The sequence below is a fragment of the Synechocystis sp. PCC 7509 genome, from assembly GCF_000332075.2.
Taxonomy (GTDB): domain Bacteria; phylum Cyanobacteriota; class Cyanobacteriia; order Cyanobacteriales; family Chroococcidiopsidaceae; genus Aliterella.
Window position 1 is genome coordinate 3,558,553 of sequence record NZ_ALVU02000001.1, and the last position, 21,505, is coordinate 3,580,057.

23 protein-coding genes are annotated in these 21,505 nt (G+C 40.8%); 13 read left to right on the top strand and 10 right to left on the bottom strand.

Going from position 1 to position 21,505, the window contains the following annotated elements; genetic code table 11:
* Positions 1 to 30: 30 nt before the first annotated feature.
* Together SYN7509_RS0217810 and SYN7509_RS0217815 are read right to left on the bottom strand one after the other, a co-directional pair.
* Positions 31 to 573, bottom strand: coding sequence for a hypothetical protein (locus SYN7509_RS0217810; RefSeq protein WP_009633484.1), 543 nt, complete (start codon positions 571 to 573; stop codon positions 31 to 33).
* Between the two features lie 148 nt (positions 574 to 721).
* Positions 722 to 1,120 carry a hypothetical protein gene (locus SYN7509_RS0217815; protein ID WP_009633485.1) on the bottom strand — a complete coding sequence of 133 codons (399 nt, stop codon included), beginning with the start codon at positions 1,118 to 1,120 and terminating at the stop codon, positions 722 to 724.
* A 514-nt stretch (positions 1,121 to 1,634) separates the two neighbouring features.
* Between SYN7509_RS0217815 and SYN7509_RS0217820 the strand changes: the two genes are divergently transcribed.
* From SYN7509_RS0217820 to SYN7509_RS0217840, 5 genes are all read left to right on the top strand, one after another.
* Positions 1,635 to 2,198, top strand: a complete 564-nt coding sequence (locus SYN7509_RS0217820) for a YdeI/OmpD-associated family protein (protein ID WP_009633486.1) — start codon at positions 1,635 to 1,637, stop codon at positions 2,196 to 2,198.
* A gap of 50 nt (positions 2,199 to 2,248) precedes the next feature.
* Entirely contained in the window at positions 2,249 to 3,424 is a 1,176-nt protein-coding gene (gene sat / locus SYN7509_RS0217825) for a sulfate adenylyltransferase (protein ID WP_009633487.1), read from the top strand.
* 42 nt (positions 3,425 to 3,466) lie between these two features.
* Positions 3,467 to 5,476, top strand: coding sequence for a caspase family protein (locus SYN7509_RS0217830; RefSeq protein ID WP_009633488.1), 2,010 nt, complete (start codon positions 3,467 to 3,469; stop codon positions 5,474 to 5,476).
* A 142-nt stretch (positions 5,477 to 5,618) separates the two neighbouring features.
* Complete coding sequence (locus tag SYN7509_RS0217835; protein ID WP_009633489.1) at positions 5,619 to 7,736, top strand: bifunctional arginine dihydrolase/ornithine cyclodeaminase; 2,118 nt, start codon at positions 5,619 to 5,621, stop codon at positions 7,734 to 7,736.
* Between the two features lie 128 nt (positions 7,737 to 7,864).
* The gene (locus SYN7509_RS0217840) at positions 7,865 to 8,362 is read left to right on the top strand and encodes a 2TM domain-containing protein (RefSeq protein WP_009633490.1); all 498 of its coding nucleotides are present in this window, start codon (positions 7,865 to 7,867) and stop codon (positions 8,360 to 8,362) included.
* 5 nt (positions 8,363 to 8,367) lie between these two features.
* Here the strand turns inward: SYN7509_RS0217840 and SYN7509_RS0217845 are convergent, their stop codons facing one another.
* Positions 8,368 to 8,724 carry a DUF2237 family protein gene (locus SYN7509_RS0217845; RefSeq protein ID WP_009633491.1) on the bottom strand — a complete coding sequence of 119 codons (357 nt, stop codon included), beginning with the start codon at positions 8,722 to 8,724 and terminating at the stop codon, positions 8,368 to 8,370.
* A 244-nt stretch (positions 8,725 to 8,968) separates the two neighbouring features.
* Here SYN7509_RS0217845 and SYN7509_RS0217850 point away from each other — a divergent pair, with 244 nt between their 5' ends.
* Together SYN7509_RS0217850 and SYN7509_RS31395 are read left to right on the top strand one after the other, a co-directional pair.
* The gene (locus SYN7509_RS0217850; protein ID WP_009633492.1) at positions 8,969 to 9,394 is read left to right on the top strand and encodes a hypothetical protein; all 426 of its coding nucleotides are present in this window, start codon (positions 8,969 to 8,971) and stop codon (positions 9,392 to 9,394) included.
* A 19-nt stretch (positions 9,395 to 9,413) separates the two neighbouring features.
* The gene (locus SYN7509_RS31395; RefSeq protein WP_255327315.1) at positions 9,414 to 9,536 is read left to right on the top strand and encodes a hypothetical protein; all 123 of its coding nucleotides are present in this window, start codon (positions 9,414 to 9,416) and stop codon (positions 9,534 to 9,536) included.
* Positions 9,537 to 9,547: 11 nt separating this feature from the next.
* On the opposite strand, the gene SYN7509_RS0217855 is transcribed toward SYN7509_RS31395, so the two are convergent.
* Positions 9,548 to 9,982 carry a type II toxin-antitoxin system VapC family toxin gene (locus tag SYN7509_RS0217855; protein ID WP_009633493.1) on the bottom strand — a complete coding sequence of 145 codons (435 nt, stop codon included), beginning with the start codon at positions 9,980 to 9,982 and terminating at the stop codon, positions 9,548 to 9,550.
* Positions 9,983 to 10,496: 514 nt separating this feature from the next.
* On the opposite strand from SYN7509_RS0217855, the gene SYN7509_RS29290 reads away from it, so the two are divergent.
* Positions 10,497 to 11,326, top strand: a protein-coding gene (locus SYN7509_RS29290) for an IS1 family transposase (RefSeq protein WP_148297933.1) whose coding sequence is annotated in 2 segments (ribosomal slippage) — positions 10,497 to 10,838 and positions 10,841 to 11,326 — 828 coding nt in all. Because the reading frame shifts where the segments join, the coding sequence is not laid out codon by codon here.
* On the opposite strand, the gene SYN7509_RS0217865 is transcribed toward SYN7509_RS29290, so the two are convergent.
* The 6 genes from SYN7509_RS0217865 to SYN7509_RS0217890 all read right to left on the bottom strand — a co-directional run bounded on the left by SYN7509_RS0217865 (position 11,318) and on the right by SYN7509_RS0217890 (position 15,072).
* Complete coding sequence (locus SYN7509_RS0217865; protein WP_009630757.1) at positions 11,318 to 11,593, bottom strand: hypothetical protein; 276 nt, start codon at positions 11,591 to 11,593, stop codon at positions 11,318 to 11,320. The genes SYN7509_RS29290 and SYN7509_RS0217865 overlap by 9 nt on opposite strands.
* A 122-nt stretch (positions 11,594 to 11,715) precedes the next feature.
* Complete coding sequence (locus SYN7509_RS0217870; RefSeq protein ID WP_009630758.1) at positions 11,716 to 12,306, bottom strand: RloB family protein; 591 nt, start codon at positions 12,304 to 12,306, stop codon at positions 11,716 to 11,718.
* Positions 12,299 to 13,582 carry an AAA family ATPase gene (locus tag SYN7509_RS0217875; RefSeq protein ID WP_009630759.1) on the bottom strand — a complete coding sequence of 428 codons (1,284 nt, stop codon included), beginning with the start codon at positions 13,580 to 13,582 and terminating at the stop codon, positions 12,299 to 12,301. The genes SYN7509_RS0217870 and SYN7509_RS0217875 overlap by 8 nt, the downstream gene beginning before the upstream one ends.
* A gap of 113 nt (positions 13,583 to 13,695) precedes the next feature.
* Positions 13,696 to 14,310 carry a helix-turn-helix domain-containing protein gene (locus SYN7509_RS0217880; protein WP_009630760.1) on the bottom strand — a complete coding sequence of 205 codons (615 nt, stop codon included), beginning with the start codon at positions 14,308 to 14,310 and terminating at the stop codon, positions 13,696 to 13,698.
* Between the two features lie 59 nt (positions 14,311 to 14,369).
* Positions 14,370 to 14,822, bottom strand: a complete 453-nt coding sequence (locus SYN7509_RS0217885) for an HNH endonuclease (RefSeq protein WP_009630761.1) — start codon at positions 14,820 to 14,822, stop codon at positions 14,370 to 14,372.
* On the bottom strand, positions 14,812 to 15,072 hold the full coding sequence (locus SYN7509_RS0217890; RefSeq protein ID WP_009630762.1) for a hypothetical protein: 261 nt from the start codon (positions 15,070 to 15,072) through the stop codon (positions 14,812 to 14,814). Before SYN7509_RS0217890 ends, SYN7509_RS0217885 begins: the two co-directional genes overlap by 11 nt.
* Before the next feature lie 166 nt (positions 15,073 to 15,238).
* Between SYN7509_RS0217890 and SYN7509_RS0217895 the strand changes: the two genes are divergently transcribed.
* Genes SYN7509_RS0217895 through glnT form a run of 5 tightly spaced genes read left to right on the top strand, consistent with a single transcriptional unit; the run spans position 15,239 to position 21,505 of the window.
* Positions 15,239 to 16,480, top strand: a complete 1,242-nt coding sequence (locus tag SYN7509_RS0217895) for an FAD-dependent oxidoreductase (protein ID WP_009630763.1) — start codon at positions 15,239 to 15,241, stop codon at positions 16,478 to 16,480.
* Positions 16,481 to 16,738, top strand: coding sequence for a sarcosine oxidase subunit delta (locus SYN7509_RS0217900; protein ID WP_009630764.1), 258 nt, complete (start codon positions 16,481 to 16,483; stop codon positions 16,736 to 16,738).
* Positions 16,735 to 19,590 carry a 2Fe-2S iron-sulfur cluster-binding protein gene (locus SYN7509_RS0217905; protein WP_009630765.1) on the top strand — a complete coding sequence of 952 codons (2,856 nt, stop codon included), beginning with the start codon at positions 16,735 to 16,737 and terminating at the stop codon, positions 19,588 to 19,590. Before SYN7509_RS0217900 ends, SYN7509_RS0217905 begins: the two co-directional genes overlap by 4 nt.
* Entirely contained in the window at positions 19,587 to 20,180 is a 594-nt protein-coding gene (locus tag SYN7509_RS0217910) for a hypothetical protein (RefSeq protein WP_009630766.1), read from the top strand. The genes SYN7509_RS0217905 and SYN7509_RS0217910 overlap by 4 nt, the downstream gene beginning before the upstream one ends.
* On the top strand, positions 20,177 to 21,505 hold the full coding sequence (gene glnT / locus SYN7509_RS0217915) for a type III glutamate--ammonia ligase (RefSeq protein WP_009630767.1): 1,329 nt from the start codon (positions 20,177 to 20,179) through the stop codon (positions 21,503 to 21,505). The genes SYN7509_RS0217910 and glnT overlap by 4 nt, the downstream gene beginning before the upstream one ends.

Consider the following 21,505-nt stretch of genomic DNA (forward strand, 5'->3'; position numbering starts at 1 on the left):
GAAATTCGGTACAAGAAGTATTCATGCTATTCATTTAACTACTTCTAATATCCTCGGTATATCCTTACCCGGAGGTGAACTTACGTCTTGAGATATGATGTTTCCTGTTTCAGCATCATAAGCAGTAGTTAGCGTCGCTTCTCCAAAAAAACCGCCTTCGGTATCAATGCCCTCTGGAAAGAATAATTTTACAACCCACACCATTCTCTCGGTTGATACATCATGTAATATCGCACCACTAAAATTTTCCGTTTGATACTTTGACCAAGGTGCTAATTTAGCCGAAATCAGTTTAGCTTTTTTAGGAATTACCCCAATTGCTTTATCTTTAGTAATAAAACGATTAATTGACCGTCCTCTGTTTGTACCCAGTGTAGGGGCAGGATTTTCATTGTACAACAACTGGGAATCATTCAGATTTAGAGAATTTGTTGGTGGTGAGAGATGATTTGTTGGGGTTTGAGCGATCGCTTGTTTACCAAATATATTTCCTTTTGCCACGGTGATGCTAGTTGCAGCAGTTAATACTGCACAAGAGCTAACTACAATTAAAAACTTTGCTACTGATTTCATTAAACTATCTCCTCGTTAAAATTAAATTCTGTATCTATGGGTGAGTAAATGTAACTTTATTGTTCGCGTTAGCGTAGGAGAAAACTGACTTAAATCCTAAACCGTAAGTCCGATTCTTATCGTTATTAATAGCAGACTGTACCATTTTCTAGTTACCACTGGTATTGATAAATTGCCAATTTGAAATGTATGTACCGCTTCTGAAACTATTTGTGGTGTCTTTAGATTCAATTCCCACAACCACACCTTCAGCAGAGGGGTAATTAATCGTTCTGGGAATAGTTAATACTCTCGCAGAATTAAGATAAACAGCCCAACTGGTGCTACTAATCTTGCTGTTTTGGTAATTATGAGTACCAGTAGGGTATGGAGAACCATAAGCTAAATTATAAAATCTTGCTACACCAGAACTGTCTTTAAGTTTAAACCCCAAAAAGTGTCCGGCCCAAAGCTTTTGATTTATCTGATCGGTAAGGCTTACACCTACTGCACCATTTTTAGCACCTGTTTCAATCCACTCAGATGCGCCATTGAAAAATACCCACATTTCTTTGTTAATGCTAGGTCCAACTCTAGTTGTTAACCATTGCGTACTAAGGTCTTGTTGCCCATAAGTTGACGAGAAAAAACCTCCAATATTTGCTTCTGTATATTGTTGTTGGGCATATATAGCAGGTTGAGCAAGAATAGCATAAGCCCGTGAAGATGCTAAATCAGCAACACCATTAACGAAGCTAAAGCAAGCTATAGAGATGGCAATATTACAAGCTTTTGTGTGTATGATTTGTTGCCTTAATAGGCTAAATGTTAAAATGTAAGCTATCTAATTAGAAAAAATTAGATGTCAAACACAAAGTATTGATTTATCCCTTATTCCCCCCTTGACAAATTTGTCAATTTAAAACTTAAATGAAAATTTTGGCTTGAATTTATTGTATATAATTAAATGACTGCAATTAATTTTAGTATTTTTAAAACTGAAATATATCTATTACAAAAATCAGCTTAAGATCAGAAAAACGGTAGTAACTTTATAGGGTAAATTTCACAAATTTGGATTTATGAAAACTGTTTATGCAAGCGATCGCAACCAATGGCGAGAATGGTTAGAGAAAAATCACAGTACATCTGTTTGTGTATGGCTTATTTATTACAAAGTAAAAAGTGGTAAGCCTAGCATTCGATATAGCGAAGCCGTAAAAGAAGCTTTATGTTTTGGTTGGATAGATAGTAAAGTGAACTCTTTAGACGAAGAACGTTACCAGCAAGTATTTACACCACGAAAACCAAAAAGTGTTTGGTCAAGATTAAATAAGCAATATATTGAAGAACTTATAGCCGAAGGTTTGATGACAGAGGCAGGTTTTGAAAAAATTGCAGTAGCAAAGCAAAATGGCTCGTGGATTAAGTTAGATGAAATAGAACAGTTAATAATTCCAGCAGATTTAAAGCAAGTCTTAGTAGCAAATGAAACTGCCAACAAATATTTTGAAGCATTAAGTAATTCAGCAAAAAAAAATATACTCTATTGGATTGACAATGCTAAACGCCCAGAAACAAGGTTAAAAAGAATTGAACAAACGATAAGTTCAGCAATCCAAAACAAAAATCCCTTGGCTCGATGATGCTGCGATAACTTGGTACGATAGGTGCTTGTAGACAAAACCTAAATATCATGAGTTATAGAGACGGTATTGCTCCTCACGGAATGCAGTTAATTAATCGCATTGCTACACCAGAGCAAAAGCAAGAATTTTTAGAAAAAGCTGAGTTTTTGCCACGAGTGCAGCTTGATGAGCGTGCAGTTTCAGATTTAGTCATGCTGGCTATTGGCGCTTTTAGTCCATTAACAGGATTTATGGAGCAAGAGGATTACGATCGCGTAGTTATGGAAATGCGCCTCGCTAATGGCGTGCTGTGGTCGATTCCGATTACTTTGTCTGTAACTGAAGAAGTTGCTTCTCCCTTAAAAGAAGGTAGTTTAATTCGTTTAGACGATCCTACAGGCAAATTTATCGGCGTTTTGGAATTAAGCCAAAAGTATCGCTATGACAAAACCAATGAAGCAATTAATGTTTATAAAACTGATGATGCTAACCATCCTGGCGTACAAGTAGTTTACAACCAAGGTGAGATAAATCTAGCCGGATCAATTTGGCTATTGGCAAGAGAAGGACATCCCCAGTTTCCCGCTTACCAAATCGATCCAGTTGAGTCGCGGCGAATGTTTAAGGAAAAAGGCTGGAAAACAATTGTTGGTTTTCAAACTCGTAACCCCATTCACCGCGCTCATGAATACATCCAAAAATGTGCAATGGAAACGGTAGATGGTTTATTTTTACATCCTTTAGTTGGTGCAACTAAAGAAGATGATATTCCCGCAGATGTAAGGATGCGCTGCTATGAAATTATTTTAGAAAACTATTACCCCCAAGATCGGGTAATTTTGGCGATTAATCCCGCCGCCATGCGTTACGCTGGCCCGCGTGAAGCAATTTTTCATGCGATTGTCAGGAAAAATTATGGTTGCACTCACTTTATTGTTGGGCGAGATCATGCAGGGGTAGGTGATTATTATGGTACTTACGACGCGCAATACATTTTTGATGAGTTTGAATCAGCAGAATTGGGCATTGTCCCCATGAAGTTTGAACACGCTTTTTACTGTACTCGCACTGAGTCAATGGCGACAACAAAAACTAGCCCTAGCACTCCCTCGGAGCGAATTCATTTATCAGGGACAAAAGTACGGGAAATGCTACGTCGGGGAGAACTTCCACCGCCTCAATTTTCTCGCCCAGAGGTCGCCGCCGAATTAATTAGTGCTATGAAGTCGCCTATGGAAGCATAACTTACTGTTAGGCTGATAGCTACGGGCTGATGGCTGAAGGGTATGAAACGGCGGGATTTTTTTAAAAGAGCAGGCTGGATACTAGCAACGCTAGGGATAAGTGAAGCAGAGTGGATAAGCTTAGGCGATCGCACAATAAATGCGATCGCTTCTCCACTTAATCGTAAACTAGCTTTATTAGTGGGTATTAATCAATATCCAGGTAATTCGCCGCTTTCGGGTTGTCTTACCGATGTTGAGTTGCAAAAAGAATTACTAATTCACCGCTTTGGTTTTGTAGAATCCGATATTCTGATTTTGACGAATAAGCAAGCTACTAGAACCGGGATTGAGAGCGCCTTTTTAAACCATTTAACGGCTCAAGCTCAAAGCGGAGACACTGTTGTATTTCACTTTAGCGGTTACGGTCGTCGCTTGCAATGGAGCAACGAGACAAATATCAATAGTTTGGTGACTAGCGATGATGGGATAGATAATGATTTGACAGAGGAAGCGATCGCTCTATTATTGCAGAGTCTTTCTACTGCTTACATCACAACCATTTTTGATACAGGTTTTCTGTTTCCTAATGTTGCGCCTAGTTACCTAAAGGTTCGTTCTCTACCTGCTTTAGCACAATGGCAATTGACAAAAGCAGAATTAGCTTTTCAGCAAGAACTTAAAGACAAGCAAAAATTAGTTCGCAAGCAACCCACTATTATCAGTGCGGTTGATAATGGTGCGTTGGCGGTAGAGGGACAATGGACGGGTTTTAGTGCGGGATTATTTACTTATGCTTTGACTCAATATTTGTGGGCAGCGACACCAACAAACATTGTTCAAGTTAGCTTTAGTAAAGTAGCAGCGATTTCTAAAACGCAAGTAGAAAGCGCCGACGGGGTAATTACGGCGGTAGAAGCCAATAGCAAAACCGCTCAATTGTGGCTAGGAGGATTACCGCCTACAGTTTTGGAATATTACAAAGAAAATTCTCAGTTGCAGGTTTTAGGGAAAGATTTGACAGTAATGGTGCGATCGCGTAATGGTTTAATGGCTAAAGCCCAAGTTATAGGCAATACTTCCTTACAAATTGGGCAACTTGTACGAGAAGCAATTAGAGTTTTACCCCGCAATATCAGCCTAAATGTTGCTTTAGATCCGAATTTAGAACGGATTGAAAAGGTTGATGCAACTAGCGCTTTTGCAGCGATTCCCCGCGTGTCTTTAGTTGCAACTACGGGGCTACCTGTAGATTATTTATTTGGAAGAGTACCCGAATCTCCCGCCAGTCGTTACGGTTTATTTTCCCCCAAACAAGAATTGATTCCTAACAGTGTTGGGGAAGCTGGAGAAGCGGCAAAATTAGCTGTAAATCGTCTTCTTGCAAAGTTAAAGACACTTTTAGCCGTGAAATTGTGGCGACTAACCAGTAATGCGGGATCTTCCCTTTTAGAAGTGGAAGCAATTTTAGAAGTGATTAACCCCGAAAAGAAAGTATTAATGCAAATAAATTCCGGGCGATCGCCTTTAGCTAAAAATAAGCTCAAAGACTTGCCCCTCAATGCTTCTATATTACTGCCAACTATTGCAATTGGCAGTCAGATTCAGTATCGAGTTAGTAATAAGAGCGATCGCCCGGTTTATTTGTTACTTATGGGTTTGGATAGTAATAAAAGTGCGATCGCACTTTATCCAATTTTACCTACCAGCGAACCCCATAGCTTAGAAAAACCCTTACTGCAAAATATAGTAATTAATCCTGGAGATACTATAACCGTGCCGTCTAACTCCATTGATTTTCAATGGTTAACCCATACTCCGGCGGCGGTGACAGAAACTTATTTAATCTTTAGCAAAGCTAGTTTTACGTCTACGTTAGCGGCTTTGCAAAATGGCATCCAAGCACCCACCGCCGCAAAAGAGTACATTGGGGCATTATCAAACCCTGTAGAAGTTGCTAATGCTGTTTTACAAGACTTGCACAACGCCGGTGGAAATAAGCCCGATATAGACACTTACAATTTAGATGTTAATAATTGGGCAAGTCTTAATTTTATTTATCAAGTTGTTTGAATCCACGCCCCGTAAAATATAGATATCGCTACTAAGTTCATTGAAACTCTGCCAAGCTGTTAGTAGCTAAGTTAGCAGAATTGCAACAGCAATCTGTATGCAATAAAAGATTGATGAATTGCTCGTCCCACCAACTATTTTTATGACTTCTGAAATTCAGTTTCTCATGTGCGCCCCCGATCATTACGATGTGGATTATGTTATCAATCCCTGGATGGAAGGAAATATACATAAATCATCGCGCGATCGCGCTGTCGAACAGTGGCAAAAATTACACCACGTCCTCGCCGGAAATGCCATTGTAGACCTAGTTAAACCGCAAAAAGGCGTACCAGATATGGTATTTACAGCAAATGCGGGGCTGGTTTTAGGAGAAAACGTAGTTCTTAGCCGTTTCTTTCACAAAGAGCGCCAAGGTGAAGAACCTTACTTTAAACAGTGGTTTGAAGAAAAAGGCTACAATGTCTACGAATTGCCCAAAGACTTACCTTTTGAAGGCGCTGGCGATGCTTTATTAGACAGGGAAGGGCGCTGGTTGTGGGCGGGTTACGGCTTTCGCTCCGAACTCGATTCCCACCCTTATTTAGCAAAATGGCTAGATATTGAAGTATTATCTCTGCGCTTAATGGACGAGCGGTTTTATCACTTAGATACTTGTTTTTGTCCCCTTAGTGGCGGCTATTTACTGTATTATCCCGCCGCCTTTGATGCGTATTCCAACCGCGTGATTGAGATGCGCGTACCCGAAGAAAAGCGGATAGCGATTGATGAAGCTGACGCGGTAAATTTTGCTTGTAATTCGGTCAATATTAATTCTATTGTCGTGATGAATAAAGCCAGTGCTGCCTTAAAAGAGCGCCTAACGGCGGTAGGATTTCAAGTATTAGAAACTCCCTTAACAGAATTTCTCAAGGCTGGAGGTGCGGCGAAGTGCTTAACGCTGCGAGTAACAGAACCTGTAAGAGCAGAAGTTAGCGCCAATGTATCGGTAGAAAGCCGTACAATTAGATTAGAAGGTCATTTGCTCGATTCGGGCTTAATCAATCAAGCTTTAGATTTAGTTGTAGAAAGTGGCGGTAGTTTTAAAGTTCTCAATTTTAACTTGGGAGAGCAAAGACAAAGCACCTCCGCCGCCGAAGTCAAAGTATCTGCGCCTTCTCACGAAGTAATGGAAGGGATTTTATCGCAACTAATCGATTTAGGAGCGGTAGATTTACCCCAAGACGAGCGCGACGCAAAGTTAGAACCTGTAGTTCAAGCGGGGGTATCTCCTGATGAATTTTACGTCACAACTATTTATCCTACAGAAGTACGAATCGATGGCGAATGGATAAAAGTTCAATCTCAACGCATGGATGGCGCGATCTCCGTAGTTCGTACTCCCCAAGGTATAATCGCTCGGTGTAAACTGTTGCGGGATTTGGAAGTAGGCGAACAAGTAGTAGTCGATGTCTTAGGTATTCGCACCATCCGCAAACCAGAAGCGCGAGAACAACGCAACACTCAAGAATTTAGCTTCATGTCGGCGGGAGTTTCTAGCGAACGCCGAGTAGAACTTGTAGTTGAACAAGTCGCTTGGGAATTGCGCCAAATCCGCGATCAAGGCGGTAAAGTAGTGGTGACGGCGGGACCTGTGGTAATTCATACGGGCGGCGGTGAACACCTGGCTAGATTGGTGCGTGAAGGCTATGTGCAAGCGCTCCTAGGGGGAAATGCGATCGCCGTTCACGACATGGAACAAAACCTGATGGGGACTTCTTTGGGTGTGGATATGAAGCGCGGGGTAAGCGTGCGCGGCGGACATCGCCACCATTTGAAGGTAATTAATAATGTCCGTCGTTATGGCAGTATTGCTAAAACTGTAGAAAGCGGCGCTTTGACCGGTGGTGTAATGTACGAATGCGTGAAACACAACATTCCGTTTTCTTTGGCGGGTTCTATCCGCGACGATGGCCCTTTACCAGATACACAGATGGATTTGATTAAGGCTCAAGAAGATTACTCAAAGCTTTTAGTAGGCGCAGATATGGTGTTGATGTTGTCTTCTATGCTGCACTCGATTGGCGTAGGCAATATGACGGCGGCGGGGGTAAAAATGGTGTGTGTAGATATTAATCCGGCGGTAGTGACAAAATTAAGCGATCGCGGTTCGGTGGAATCGGTGGGCGTAGTTACAGATGTTGGTTTATTTCTCAGTCTTTTAGTTCAGCAATTAGATAAGCTCACAAGCCCTTATCAATCTTCTCCTGTAGGCGTATAAAGTTAACTAATGGAGCGACAAGGTAAGGTGGGTATCTTTCTTGTCGCTCCTAGTCAACAAAAAGATGCGCGATCGAGGTCTAATCTATACTAGAAATAGGATGGCTATAGAGGAAAAAATAACCAATTATGACAAGTTATGAAACTAAGATCGTCCGCTCTTATAGTCAAGAAGATATCCAACAAATCCTCTCGATTGCGATCGCTCGTCAATCAGACGATACGGAGTTTTCTTACCAGCAACTTGTAGAAATTGCTGAAGAATTAGAAATTACCCCCGAAGCTTTGCAACAATCAGAAATAGACTGGCGATCGCAAAACACTATAGTCCGTCAAAAACAAACCTTTGACTTATTCCGCCGTAACAAGTTAAAAAAGAAACTTGGTAATTATGCGATCGCTAATTCTTTTTTAGTTTTACTCGACTTGCTCAACTCCGGCGATCTTTCTTGGTCGCTTTATATTCTATTAATTTGGGGCTTAAAAGTTGGTCTTGATAGCTGGAATACCTACTACTCCAATGGAGAGGAGTACGAAAGAGCTTTTCAAAGATGGTCAGGGCAAAATCAGTTAAAACAATCAGTAAATACCGTTGTCAGTAAGATTAATAAGTGGCTAAAGGCGTAACTTTTTTAGATAGAATTTTGTTTTAAGTCATCTAAAGAAACGTGTTCTAGAGCCGAGGCATGAGTTGCAGCTAAATTTACAGGTGGAGCAACACCAGCGTCTATTGCTTCTTGCCAACGAGAAGCGCACAAACACCAGCAATCGCCAGGTTTTAAGCCCGGAAAGTTAGCTCTAGGCGTACTCAAATCGTTGCCTTGAGCCTTGGTATATTCCAAAAACTGGGCCGTAACTTTGGCACAAACAACGTGTACACCAAAATCTCCCGCGCCTGTACTACATTTTCCATCTCGATAATATCCGGTCATGGGCGAAGTGCAGCAAGTTTCTAATTCTCCCCCCAAGACATTTTGAGCGTTTGTCATTTTATTTAGGCTAAATATACTGAGGCTATATTACTTGCTCTAACGCTAGAAACCAATCGACTTAAGGGATTAATTTTTTGTAAGTACAACACGCTACACATAAAGTTGCTGTATTCAATCTATCCAAATAGTTAACTTGCCCAGGAAGTTATTAAAATCAAACCTCTATCTAGGGAACGTTTTGGTTGATGAGCTTAATGAAGTAAAAATAGATCACTAAATCTATAATTGCGATCGCATTTTTATGAAGCTAAATCATTTTAAGAACCTAGGACGCTGGGTAGCTACAACTCTATTTTGCCTGAGCGCGATTACCTTTGTATGGCAAGGGACATTTTTTGCCAACAATTCAGCAATGGCTGCTCCTATTTCCATTGCTTCTAGGGATGCAGGCGATAAAGTTAAAGACAAAGCTGAGGATGTTGCTAAAAGCTCCAAGAACTTTATCCGCGATACAAAAGATAAAGTAAAAGATGCTGCTAGTAGCAATGCCAGAAAAGTTGAAAATTCTACCGATACCAATAGTCCCGTTGAGGGCAAAGCCAAGAGCGACAGAGACACAATTTACAAAAGAGCAGATGAAGATGCGGCTCGGACGGAAAAAGCTGTAGACAAGTCAATGAATGCTGTAGAACGCACGGTTGAAAATATCAAAGACGCATTTAACTAGATTAGGGCTGAAATAATTATTGGGCGATCGCATTGTATTAAATAAGTGCGATCGCTTTTTAATTAATTGCTATTGTGAGAAATGCGATCGCACTTACGAGCCGCCTCAAAATGCTACCTGGATTTTAAACCTCAATAGATAATAGATAAGCTTTCAAGTTTTCTCCCAATTCCGATGTAACAAATTGTTAGTTAGTAGGTAGCAACAATCGTACAAATCTTGCTCAAAGTGGCGATCGGTTGTCAATGCCTCATCAATACCGCGCTGGCGCATTAAAACAAAACTAACCGCATCACACAACGAATAAGTCTTGTCTTGACGATCCACTAAAAGCTGCATTGCTTGTCGATGAAGTTGCTCATCTACCCAAACTGTTTCGATATCTGGACTATCCAGCAAGTTTGTTACAAAGATCAATACAGCAGGACGAGGAAAACGACGTACTAACGCTAGAACAATTAACTCAGCTAGAACATAGCTATGAGTCAGTAGATTATTGCTTGCACCATTGAGTAGCTGCACAACTTCCTGATGTTGTGGTTCATCTTGATGCAGATAGCAGAGTAAGCCGGACGTATCTAAAAGCACGAAGTAATTTTACCGGAAAAATGGGTCTAAAGCCCCGTCCTACAAGGACGGCTTTATATTATATTTAGCCCTCCAAAGTCTGGTATAATTAAAACAGCAAGTAGGAATAAACATCTATACGTTGAACCATCCTAGTGCGGTGAGACTCCGGCAACGGACATATCCAGCTTGATCTGGAACAGTTAAAGGGCAAACAAAGACGGGTTGGGGAGTATACCATTTTGGCATTAGTGATGAACTCGGAAAGCGGAAATAATTAAAAAGTAAGCACAATTGCAATACCTGTCGTACTGGTAGTTGGTTGAAAGTGTCTAGGGGGACTTTTGATTGTTCCTTTTAAGAGACGACTCTTAAAGAATCCTCGTACCTTCAGGTCGAGGAGTATCAATCTTAATAATCGTTTGCATAGGCTCTTGCCAGGTCATCATCAATACTTGTATTGTCTATTCGGTAGTGCGTCAATTCAATGTGGGATGATATAGTGACAGGGTGGTTTTAAACTCGAAGCATCTCTATGGATTGTCCTCTGTGTGGTCACATTAAAGCCCATAAACATGGCAAGATGCCGAACGGACATCAACGTTACCTGTGTCCCGCTTGCCATCAAACGTTCTCGGAATCCTTCGACAGTTTGTACTATCGTCGACATATTAGTCCTGAACAAATTCGCCAAGTGTTGCAAGCACATAGTGAGGGCAGTAGTTTACGAGGGATTAGTAGAACAACTGGGCTTGCCTACAACACAGTTGTGAGTATTGTTCGCGCTGCCAGTCAAAAAGCCCAATTGGTTCACAATGCCGAAGTCCAAGCTGTACAAACAGAGGAGGTAAGTGCCGATGAGATGTGGTCATTTGTCTCAAAAAACAGAAACAGTGTTGCGCTCAAGAACTAGAAGTCGGGGATTGTTGGATCGGTCTGAGTCTTGCCGATTCAAGTGGCTTAATTCTGGCGGCGCGAGTTGGCAAACACACTGATGAACTGATTGGTCAGTTAGTCCTCAACACCGAGGGAAAAACAAATTGCAAGCAATTTAACAGTGATGCTTGGGGCGGGTATGAGCGAGTTCTACCTCCTGAAATTCACCACTACATTGGCAAAGACAAAACGCAGCGATTAGAACGTACTAATGGTACTGTGCGACAACAAACCGGAAGATGGCATCGACGACAGAACAAGTTTGGTAAGGTGTGGGAACAGACAAAAGTGACAACTCGATTAGTGGTGAGTTACTTCAACTGGATTTGGCAGCATAGCCGATTCAAAACAACTGCTGCACAACGAGCCGGATTAGCAACGAGAGCGTGGAGTTGGCATGATATTGCTACCTATCCCACATTAATTTGATGCATCACCGTCTATTCCTGTCGCGTAGCCAAGACTAATCGCCCCAGCATTGTTTCTAAACCTCTGCCGAGCTTTCTCCTGTTGCTCCTCTGAAGCGGAAATTTTATTGACAACACTACTCTGTTTGCTTAATACCGCAACCATCCATTCTGTGATTGGCAGTCCCATAGCATTCGCTTTTTGCTGTAAGTCTGCATACACTTCATCGCTAAGTTCTAGAGTTAGGTGTTGGCTCATAAGTAAGTTATTAAGAACTTCAACGGGCATAGGAGTAATTATAGCTTTGGTTTTGTAAGGGAGTTGTTAAGGAATAATTGTTGTAATCTGATTTGTGCGATCGCACTTACTAGCCGCCTCAAAATACTCCTGGAGACTTCGCACTTTTATTTTTATCGCACAAATCTCTTTAGCTGTTCAACCAGTAAATGTACTGTAGTTGATGGATTGTCTTGTTCTGGCTTTGAAGGCTCGTATTCTTCCAAGAGTTTTTTAGCACGCTTGATAGCAATATCTTGTTTGTCTAGCAAATCATCATAGATAGTTGTACTATTTTTCTGATATTTTTTACCCAATAAGGATGTCAGTTTTTTAATATAATCATTCCTAGGAATGCCAGTATTAAGAAACTCAAAGTGCAATACATACCATAATTCAAAAGCTTCATTAGAATATGCAACTTTAAACCCATACTTTTTAGCACTAGAAATAGCATTATTAAAATCTTCTTTAGTCCAATCATCCCGATCGAATACACACCAGACTTGATCGTATTCATCCTGGCTTTTTAGCTCGTTAGCACTTTGAACTAACTTACTGGGATTCTCACCTAAACCTTGAATTTCTATTACAACTTTAGGTACGCGAAAGCTTTTAAAATAATTAGGTTCAGTTTTTGCACCTTCGCACACAATCAAGAACCTTTGCTTAATTTCTCTAGTATTGACTTTTCTCGCTGAATAGCCTTGAGAATTTTTAGACATGAGAATCAGCTAAGTAACTTAACTTGCCAATATACGGAATTGCACCATATCTGCCTTTGATATAGTCACTCTCGAAGGAAGCATCATTACGGACTTTGTACTCTGCTAATGAATATAAATCTGTTGCACCATATCTATCTTTTTCCATAAACCATATTTGATCTCTACGAAATAGTTTATTACTGAGTAAATTAGTATCATGAGTCATAAATACTAATTGAGCATTATTAGGATTAGTTTCTTTTGAGTTAAACAAATCGATAATTGCCTTAGTGATTAATGGGTGTAGACTTGAATCGAACTCATCAATTAAAATAATTTTGCCTTTTTTAAGAATTTTGAATATTAATCCAGCTAAAGCAAAAAGTTTCTGCGTGCCTTCAGATTCATGTTTTTTTAAATCAAAGTTTTCAAAAGATTTGTATTTATTATTCTCATCAAAAATCTTGTGGGATGTAGTAATTGAAGCAGCTTGTCTCCCTTCAATACCAGCAATGATTTCCTTGTGTTCATCTTGTAGATTATTTCTAAGATTAACTAGCAAATCTTCCTGATCTACCTTTATATCATCGATTCCTAAGTCTAAATCTCTAATTAATTGAATAATCTCATTTTTGTTTTCATCTTTGATGATGCAATCGACCGTATATTGCAGACTTTGAATATTATTAAGACCGAATTTTATGTTTAAATTTTCCGTTGTCCAAGTGAGAATTTTCTCAGCAATTTCTACATTAAACTGAGCAGATACAGATAAAAAAAGTGCATTTGCCCTCGTTCTTTGTTGAATGCCATCAGCTTTATAAGTTTTGGTTACCTCAATATTATTAAGTTGGCGTTCAAATAATTTGGTTTCTCTCTGTTTTGGAACATAAAACAGCCACTCTGAAACAACTTTTTTCTTATCTACTTCAAACCCATATCTATATTTTCGCCCATCCATCAAAAATACTAACTCAAAAAAAGATGGCTTTTCTTTAGTTTCGGTACTCAGTTTAAAAGGTTCTGCATCTATTTCATCTGTACTTTGAGTTTCTTTAGATGAATTAACCATAAACCATCTCATAAAACCTAATGCTTTGACGAGGTTGCTTTTACCACTAGCATTCGCGCCATATATTGCGGCGCTTTTGAGTAACTTCAGTTTGTTATCTACAGCAAAAACGTTATTCTCATCAAGCTTTTTATCTTTTGCTGTGATGTCTGCTGCTACCATGCTGAAAGTAACTGTATCTTTAAAAGACCTGTAATTACCAATACTAAACTCGATAAGCATAGGTTTTGCTCCATTTTAGCCGCCTAATTTGTGAAAAAATCACATATATATAAGTTAAGATTAGCAAATATTGAGTTGAAGTTGGCTACCTCGGCACTTTTGATTGCTAAATACTAGCTTTCAACAGGGGGCGTAGAATAATAAATAATCGCTAGAAAAACTATCGGTAATTCAATCAACTTTTCTGGCCCGTGCGGGATATCTCCCCGAAATGTTAGCGAATCGCCAGGTTCTAATAGATAGGTAGATTGTCCGTGACGATATTCAATTTTGCCTTGCAGCATATAAATAAACTCTACTCCTGGATGCTCAAAAGTTGGGAAAGCCTCCGAAGCATCGTCCATTGCAATCAAAAATGGTTCAAATAATTTAGTAGATCCGCGATCGTAGGCTAAAAGATGGTAAGTATGACCGCGTTTAGTCCCTCTGCGTACTACTTCCATTCCTTCGCCACTTTTAACCAGTTGCGCGTCGCCTTCGGGCATATTGTAGTTGCGAAATAATGTTGAAAGCGATACGCCTAAAGCACTAGCAAGTTTTGCCAAGGTTTCTAAACTGGTTGCAGTTTGAGCATTTTCTATTTTTGATAGCATACCGCGCGAAATATTGGCGCGATCGCACACTTCGGCGATCGTTAACCTGTGTTTTTGTCGCAATTGCCGGATTGTATTACCTATATAACGCTCTAAGGAACTATTGAGGGCAGTTTGTTCAACATTATCTGCCATGTATTTATCTTCTACTGCAATTTATTTTGCATAATAACAATATTTGTTGACATCTATTTTTAGTTTGGCAAACGGGGATCTTCTGAAGGTGGATGCCAGCCTCCTTGTGTCCACAACTGTCTAGATTCTTGAATAAACTTTTGGTTGTGAAAATCATCATTCAAATCGAGCCGATAGCAGGTTGCTCGACCTGTAGCCGTTGTAGAAATAATTTTTAATTCATCGGCTGTCCAAGTAAAATGTTCTCTCCACTGTTGTTTGCGGGGATTGAATAGAAGGATCTCTTGCTTGGTTTTGGGATCGATACTCGTACAAGAATTGTAACGACGTTCGTTGCAGCGACGGCAAGCAAGAGCTAAGTTATCAAGCTCGTCTGACCCTCCTAGAGATTGTGGAATAAGATGGTCAAGGGTAAAGCGACTTGAACTAGAACGTTCTGGAGAGTGACAATATTCGCATAAATATTTGGCTCTTTGGCGGACAAATTGCCGAGTGCGATCGCTAACTGACACGGCTAGCAATCAATTTCGCATTGATAAAAGTTAAAATACGCTCTAGTTCTGCAATTCCAGCATATTCCGCTTCTTCTTCCATCGTCAGCAACCCAGCTTTTCGTTGCTCTAACAATTCTTCAGCGCGATCGTGTAACTCATCCGTGAACTTAACAAGATCGATGTTATCAACCTTAGCAACGGTGATGCCAGAACGCAACCATGATGAGGGTTCAATCATTAAAACTGGGGTAATGACTTGAGGAGCCATAGTGCTTCAATCTAGTTATGAGATACCTATATCTAGTTATTGTAGTAGCGCTTATAGTTTCTGTCGCATCTGCCATTTATTTTGCCTGTCTGTTTTATTGACAGTCATAACTAAAAAGTGCATATTAGTAAATAAAGTTTCCTACAAAGAATCTTATAATTAACTTATGCCGTTACGCTTGCTAAAATTTGCGCTGAGTAAGAAGTATCCAGAACCGAGGATGTTTCGGCAATGCGATCGCCTAAAATCTAGCTACGATGCGGTAATTATTGGCGGTGGCGCTCATGGACTGGCGGCGGCTTATTATTTAGCAAGAGATTACGGGATAACTAATGTTGCGGTACTAGAAAAAGGTTACATTGGCGGTGGAAATACGGGGCGCAATACAACAATTATTCGTTCTAACTACCTTACGCCGGAAGGGGTGAAGTTTTACGACGAATCGGTAAAACTATGGCAAGATTTGGCGCAAGATTTTGACTTAAATTTGTTTTACTCAACGCGCGGACACTTTACGCTGGCGCATACGGACGCATCGGTAAGGACAATGCGTTGGCGGGCGGAAGTAAACAAGCATTTTGGGATTGATAGCGAGTTGGTTAGTCCCCAAGAGGTTAAAAAAGCTTGTCCGTATATGGATATAAGTTGTGGTGGAAATGTCCCGGTTTTGGGCGCTTTGTACCACGCACCCGGAAGTATTGCGCGTCATGATGCAGTGGCTTGGGGTTATGGACGCGGTGCAGACTTGCGCGGGGTTGAGATTCATCAACAGACGGAAGTATTGGGAATTGAGGTTAAAGGCGGCAAAATTACGGGTGTTAAGACTTCAAAAGGTGATATTTCTACGCCTAAAGTGTTGTGTGCGGTGGCTGGATCTACGCCTCGGATGTTGAAAATGGTGGAAATGCGATCGCCTATAGTTATTCATCCTTTGCAAGCAATGGTTAGCGAACCGATGAAAGCTTGGTTAGATCCGATTATAGTTTCTGGTAGTTTGCACGTTTATGTTAGTCAAACCGCTAGAGGGGAGTTAGTTATGGGTGCATCTTTAGATCCTTACGAGTTGCATTCTACCCGTTCTACCTTTGATTTTACTGAAGGATTGGCGGCGCATATGTTGGAATTATTCCCGATGCTTTCCCACGTTAAGGTAGTACGACAATGGGCGGGAATGGCAGATATGACACCGGATTTTGCGCCAATTATGGGTAAGACAGATATTGAGGGGTTTTATTTAGATGCAGGTTGGGGAACTTGGGGCTTTAAAGCAACTCCCGTATGCGGTAAGACTATGGCTTATACAATGGCGGGCGATCGCAATCATGACTTAATTACAGATTTTTCCCCTTCTCGGTTTGTTAATCACGCCTTGGTAGGTGAAAAAGGCGCGGCTTCGGTAGGTCATTAAATGAAAATTATAACTTGTCCGATTAATGGTGCTAGACCTGTATCTGAGTTTGTTTGTAGTGGAGAAGTGCGGATAATGCCCAATCCGCAAACAACAGATGATGCAACTTGGGCGGATTATGTGTTTAATCGCAATGGTAAAGCGGGGATAAAAAAAGAATGGTGGTGTCATACTCCTAGCAATACTTGGTTTATTGCAGAAAGAAACACGCAAACAGATGAAATTATCAATACTTATTTATATCAGGGGGTTGTATGAGTAATCGGCTATCTCCGGTAAATGGGGAATGGATAAATCGCAGACATCGTATAGATTTTACTTTTGAAGGTAGGCGTTATTGGGGTTATGAAGGCGACACTATAGCAAGTGCGTTGTGGGCATCAGGACAACGTATACTTGGACGCAGCTTTAAATACCATCGTCCGCGCGGAATTTTGAGCATGGCAAACCATGATATTAATGCTTTGATGCAAGATGGACAAAAGCTGAATGTGCGAGGAGATGTCACATTATTACAGCCGGGAATGATTTTAGAAGCTGTAAATACTTTTGGTGGAGTAGAAAGCGATCGCGCCAGCATTATCAACTTTTTCTCAGCTTTTCTTCCTGTAGGATTTTACTACAAAGCTTTTCACAATAAAAAGCTATTTCCTTTCTGGGAACGCACTATTCGCAACATTAGCGGTTTAGGCAAGTTAGATCCAAATACGCCTCACATTCGCACCTCAAAACGTTATGATTTTTGCGATGTATTGGTAATAGGTGCGGGAGTTTCGGGAATATCAGCAGCATTAGCCGCCGCAGAATCCGGTGCAGATGTCGTAATTGTTGATGAAAATGCCCAAATTGTAGAGACTTTGCGGTGCAACGTCTTCAATCATCCCAAAATTAGAATATATACAGCAACCCAAGCGGCGGGATATTACGCAGACAACTGGATACCTTTAGTTAATGACAATTATTTATCTAAAATGCGGGCAAAAGTTGTAATTGCGGCTACAGGCGCTTACGAACAGCCAGCAGTATTTCGCAACAACGATTTACCAGGAGTAATGTTAGCATCAGCCGCGCAGAGATTGATTTATCGCTATGGTGTTAAGCCGATGAATCGGGCGATCGCTTTAGTCGCAAATAAGGATGGATATCAGGCAGTTTTAGATTTAGTCGCCCATGATGTAAAAGTAATGGCAGTGGTGGATTTAAGAAAAGATCCGTCAGTAAATGAGATGGTTGAGAAAGTGCGATCGCTTTCTATCCCCATTTACCCCGGTTATTGCATCTATGAGGCAAAGCCAAACACTGTAGGAGATGGCGTTGCAAGTGCTGTGATTACTCCTATTGATAATCAAAAAATCACTGAAAAAATTGCTTGTGATGGCATTGTTATGAGTGTAGGTTGGGCATCTGCTGCCAACTTACTTTATCAAGCGGGTACTAAAATGCGCTTTGATGACTTTTTGCAGCAATTTGTCCCCGAAACCTTGCCACCGGGAGTGTTCGCTTGCGGGCGGGTAAATGGGGTGTTTGATTTTGAACAAAAACTACTTGATGGTAAAAGAGCAGGGTTAGAAGCCGCTAATTACTTAGGATTAGGGGATAAATTAGAGATTAATGTTGCTCCAGAAATAGAGTCACCTTCTTACAATTGGGCGATCGCACCGCATCCAAAAGGTAAGGATTTTGTAGACTTTGACGAAGACTTGCAATACAAAGATTTTATCAACGCTATTCAAGAAGGATTTGACAACATTGAATTATTAAAACGCTATACAACGGTGGGAATGGGCCCAAGTCAAGGTAAACATTCTAATATGAATGCTTTGCGAATTTTGGCAAAAATTACTGGGAAATCACCGAGAGAAGTAGGAACAACTACCGCTAGACCATTTTTTCATCCTGTACCGATGTCGCACTTAGCCGGAAAAGGTTTCACACCTTTTAGACAAACACCTTTACACAGCCGTCATGCAGAGATGGGCGCGTGTTTTATGTCGGCGGGAATGTGGAGTAGACCAGAGTATTATGTTCAAAAGGGGAAAAGTAGAAAAGAGTGTATTGAGTTAGAAGTTGCAACAGTGCGCGATCGTGTTGGCATAATTGATGTTGGTACTTTAGGTAAACTTGAAATTAGAGGTGCGGATGCGGCGGAGTTTCTAGAAAGAGTCTACACCGGACGTTACAGTAATATGAAAGTTGGTACTACTCGTTACGCCCTAATGTTAGATGAAACGGGGGTAATTGTTGATGATGGAGTAGTTGCAAGATTAGGAACAGAGCATTTTTACTTTACAACTACAACCTCTGGCGCAACGCAGATATACCGGGAATTGTCGCGGTTGCTGACAATGTGGCAATTAGATTGTGGGATTGTTAATCTAACAGGAGCGCGATCGGCAATTAATCTAGCAGGATGTTATGCGCCGGAAGTCTTAGCTAAATTAACTAATATCGATCTTTCGAGTACAGCTTTTCCTTATTTAGCAGTCCGCGAAACGGAAATTGCAGACATTCGAGCGTTATTAATGCGCGTTGGTTTTGTTGGTGAATGGAGTTATGAGATTCACATCGCCGCAGAATTTGCGCCGAGACTTTGGGATACGTTATTAGAAGCGGGAAAAGACTATCAAATCAATGCTTTTGGCGTAGAAGCGCAAAGAATATTAAGGCTAGAAAAAGGTCATTTAATTATCGGTCAAGATACAGATGGTTTGACAACGCCCATTGAAGCAAATCTAAATTGGGCGGTAAAAATGGATAAACCCTTTTTTATCGGTCAACGTAGCTTACAGATAGTAGCCAAACGTCCGGTAGAACATCAACTTATCGGCTTTATGTTAGAAGCTGACATCGTTACACCGCCGCAAGAATGCCATTTAATTATTGAGACTGGTGATATAGCTGGACGAGTTACAAGTATTACTTTTAGTCCAACTTTGCAACGATACATTGGTTTAGCTTACGTCACACCCGAACTTGTAGATAAAGGAGAGTTTTCAATTAGGTTAAGCGATCGCACATTTATATCTGCAACTATATGTCCTACTCCATTTTACGATCCCGATAATCTGCGTCAAAAAGAAACAATCCAACGTCAGGAGGTAGGTGTATGAATACTTCTATGAGCGATCTTATAGTTGATTCTCACAAATCAAACTTAACAGGCTTAGAAATTGCCGATTTAACTTCTATTCCTCGATTTGGAGTTAAAGGTACGGGTGCAGAAACTTGGTTGGCTACGCAATCAATAGCTGTACCCGATCGCCCGAATAGTTGGTCTTTTCTCTCAAAAGGCGGAATTATCGCTCGTTTGGGTGTTAATGAATTTGTGATTGAAGATCGAACGATTTCACCCCAGTTAATAAAAGCTTGTAAATCTCCTCCTGCTAGGGTTTACCCAGTTTTACGTTACGACTTAGCGCTCGCTCTTATGGGGACAAAGGTAAACGAATTACTGTTACAAACAAGTAGTTTTAACTTTCAATCGCTATCAATAACTGAAAATCCAGTAATTTTAACTTCAATGGCGGGGGTAAATGTAACGGTAATTCCTGGAGTTTTGCAGGAACAACCATTTTACAAAATTTGGTGTGATTGTTCATTTGGGGTGTATTTATGGGAAACCTTAAATGCGATCGCATTTGAATTAGATGGAAGTGCGATCGCGCTTGAAACATTCACAAAAAAGGATAATAATTCATGACACCAGAACAAGCCAAACAATTTTTAGCCGAAAACAAAGTAAAGTTTGTCCTGGCGCAATTTGTCGATATTCACGGCGCAGCCAAAACAAAAGCCGTACCAGCATCGCATTTTGACGATATCCTTCATCCCGGTGCAGGTTTTGCAGGTTTTGCGGTTTGGGGACTGGGAATGCAGCCAAATAGCCCGGATTTTATGGCGGTAGGGGATTCAACAACCCTATCATTAGTCCCCTGGATGCCTGGTTTTGCCCGTGTAGTCTGCGTTGGTAATGTTAAAGGACAACCTTACCCTTACGATTCTCGCTTTATATTGATGCAGCAGTTGGAAAGGTTAAAACAAAAAGGTTGGACTTTGTACACGGGATTAGAACCAGAATTTTCCTTACTTTATCAAGATAGACATGGGAAGATTTACCCATGCGATCGCACAGATAATTTAGAAAAACCTTGTTACGACTACAAAGGACTTTCGCGCAGTCGGGCGTTTATTGAAAAACTGGTAGACTCCTTACAAGCGGCGGAGTTTGACGTTTATCAAATCGACCATGAAGACGCTAACGGACAGTTTGAAATTAACTATACCTATACTGATGGTTTGACATCGTGCGATCGCTACATTTTCTTTAAAATGGCAGCTTCAGAAATAGCGAAAGAAATGGGTTTAGTTTGCTCTTTTATGCCTAAACCTTTTGCTAATCGTTCCGGTAACGGAATGCACATACATATGTCAATCTCTGATGGCAAAAGTAATATATTTGCCGATGATTCCGACACAAGAAACCTAGGATTATCAAAACTAGCCTATCATTTCATGGGCGGATTACTAGCTCATGCCCCAGCTTTGACAGCAATTTGCGCTCCTACAATCAATTCCTACAAACGTTTGGTAGTAGGGAGAAGTTTAAGCGGTGCAACTTGGGCCCCTGCTTACATAACTTATGGAGATAACAATCGCTCCAGCATGGTGAGAATCCCCGGAGGACGCTTAGAGTTACGTTTAGCTGATGGATCGTGCAATCCTTATTTAGCGACGGCGGCGGCGATCGCAGCAGGCTTAGATGGCATCAAAAAAGAGTTAGAACCAGGCGAACCTTACAACACTAATTTGTACGACTTTTCCGCGCAAGAAATCAAAGATAAAGGCATCCAAACTTTACCTCAAAGTCTCTCTGAAGCGCTGGATGCTTTAGAAGCAGACGAAGTAATAACAGGCGCTTTGGGGGTACTCGCCGAGGAATTTATTAGCCTTAAGCGCATGGAATGGGTGGAATATATGCGCCATGTTTCCGAGTGGGAAATCAAAAAGTATTTGGAGTTTTTCTAA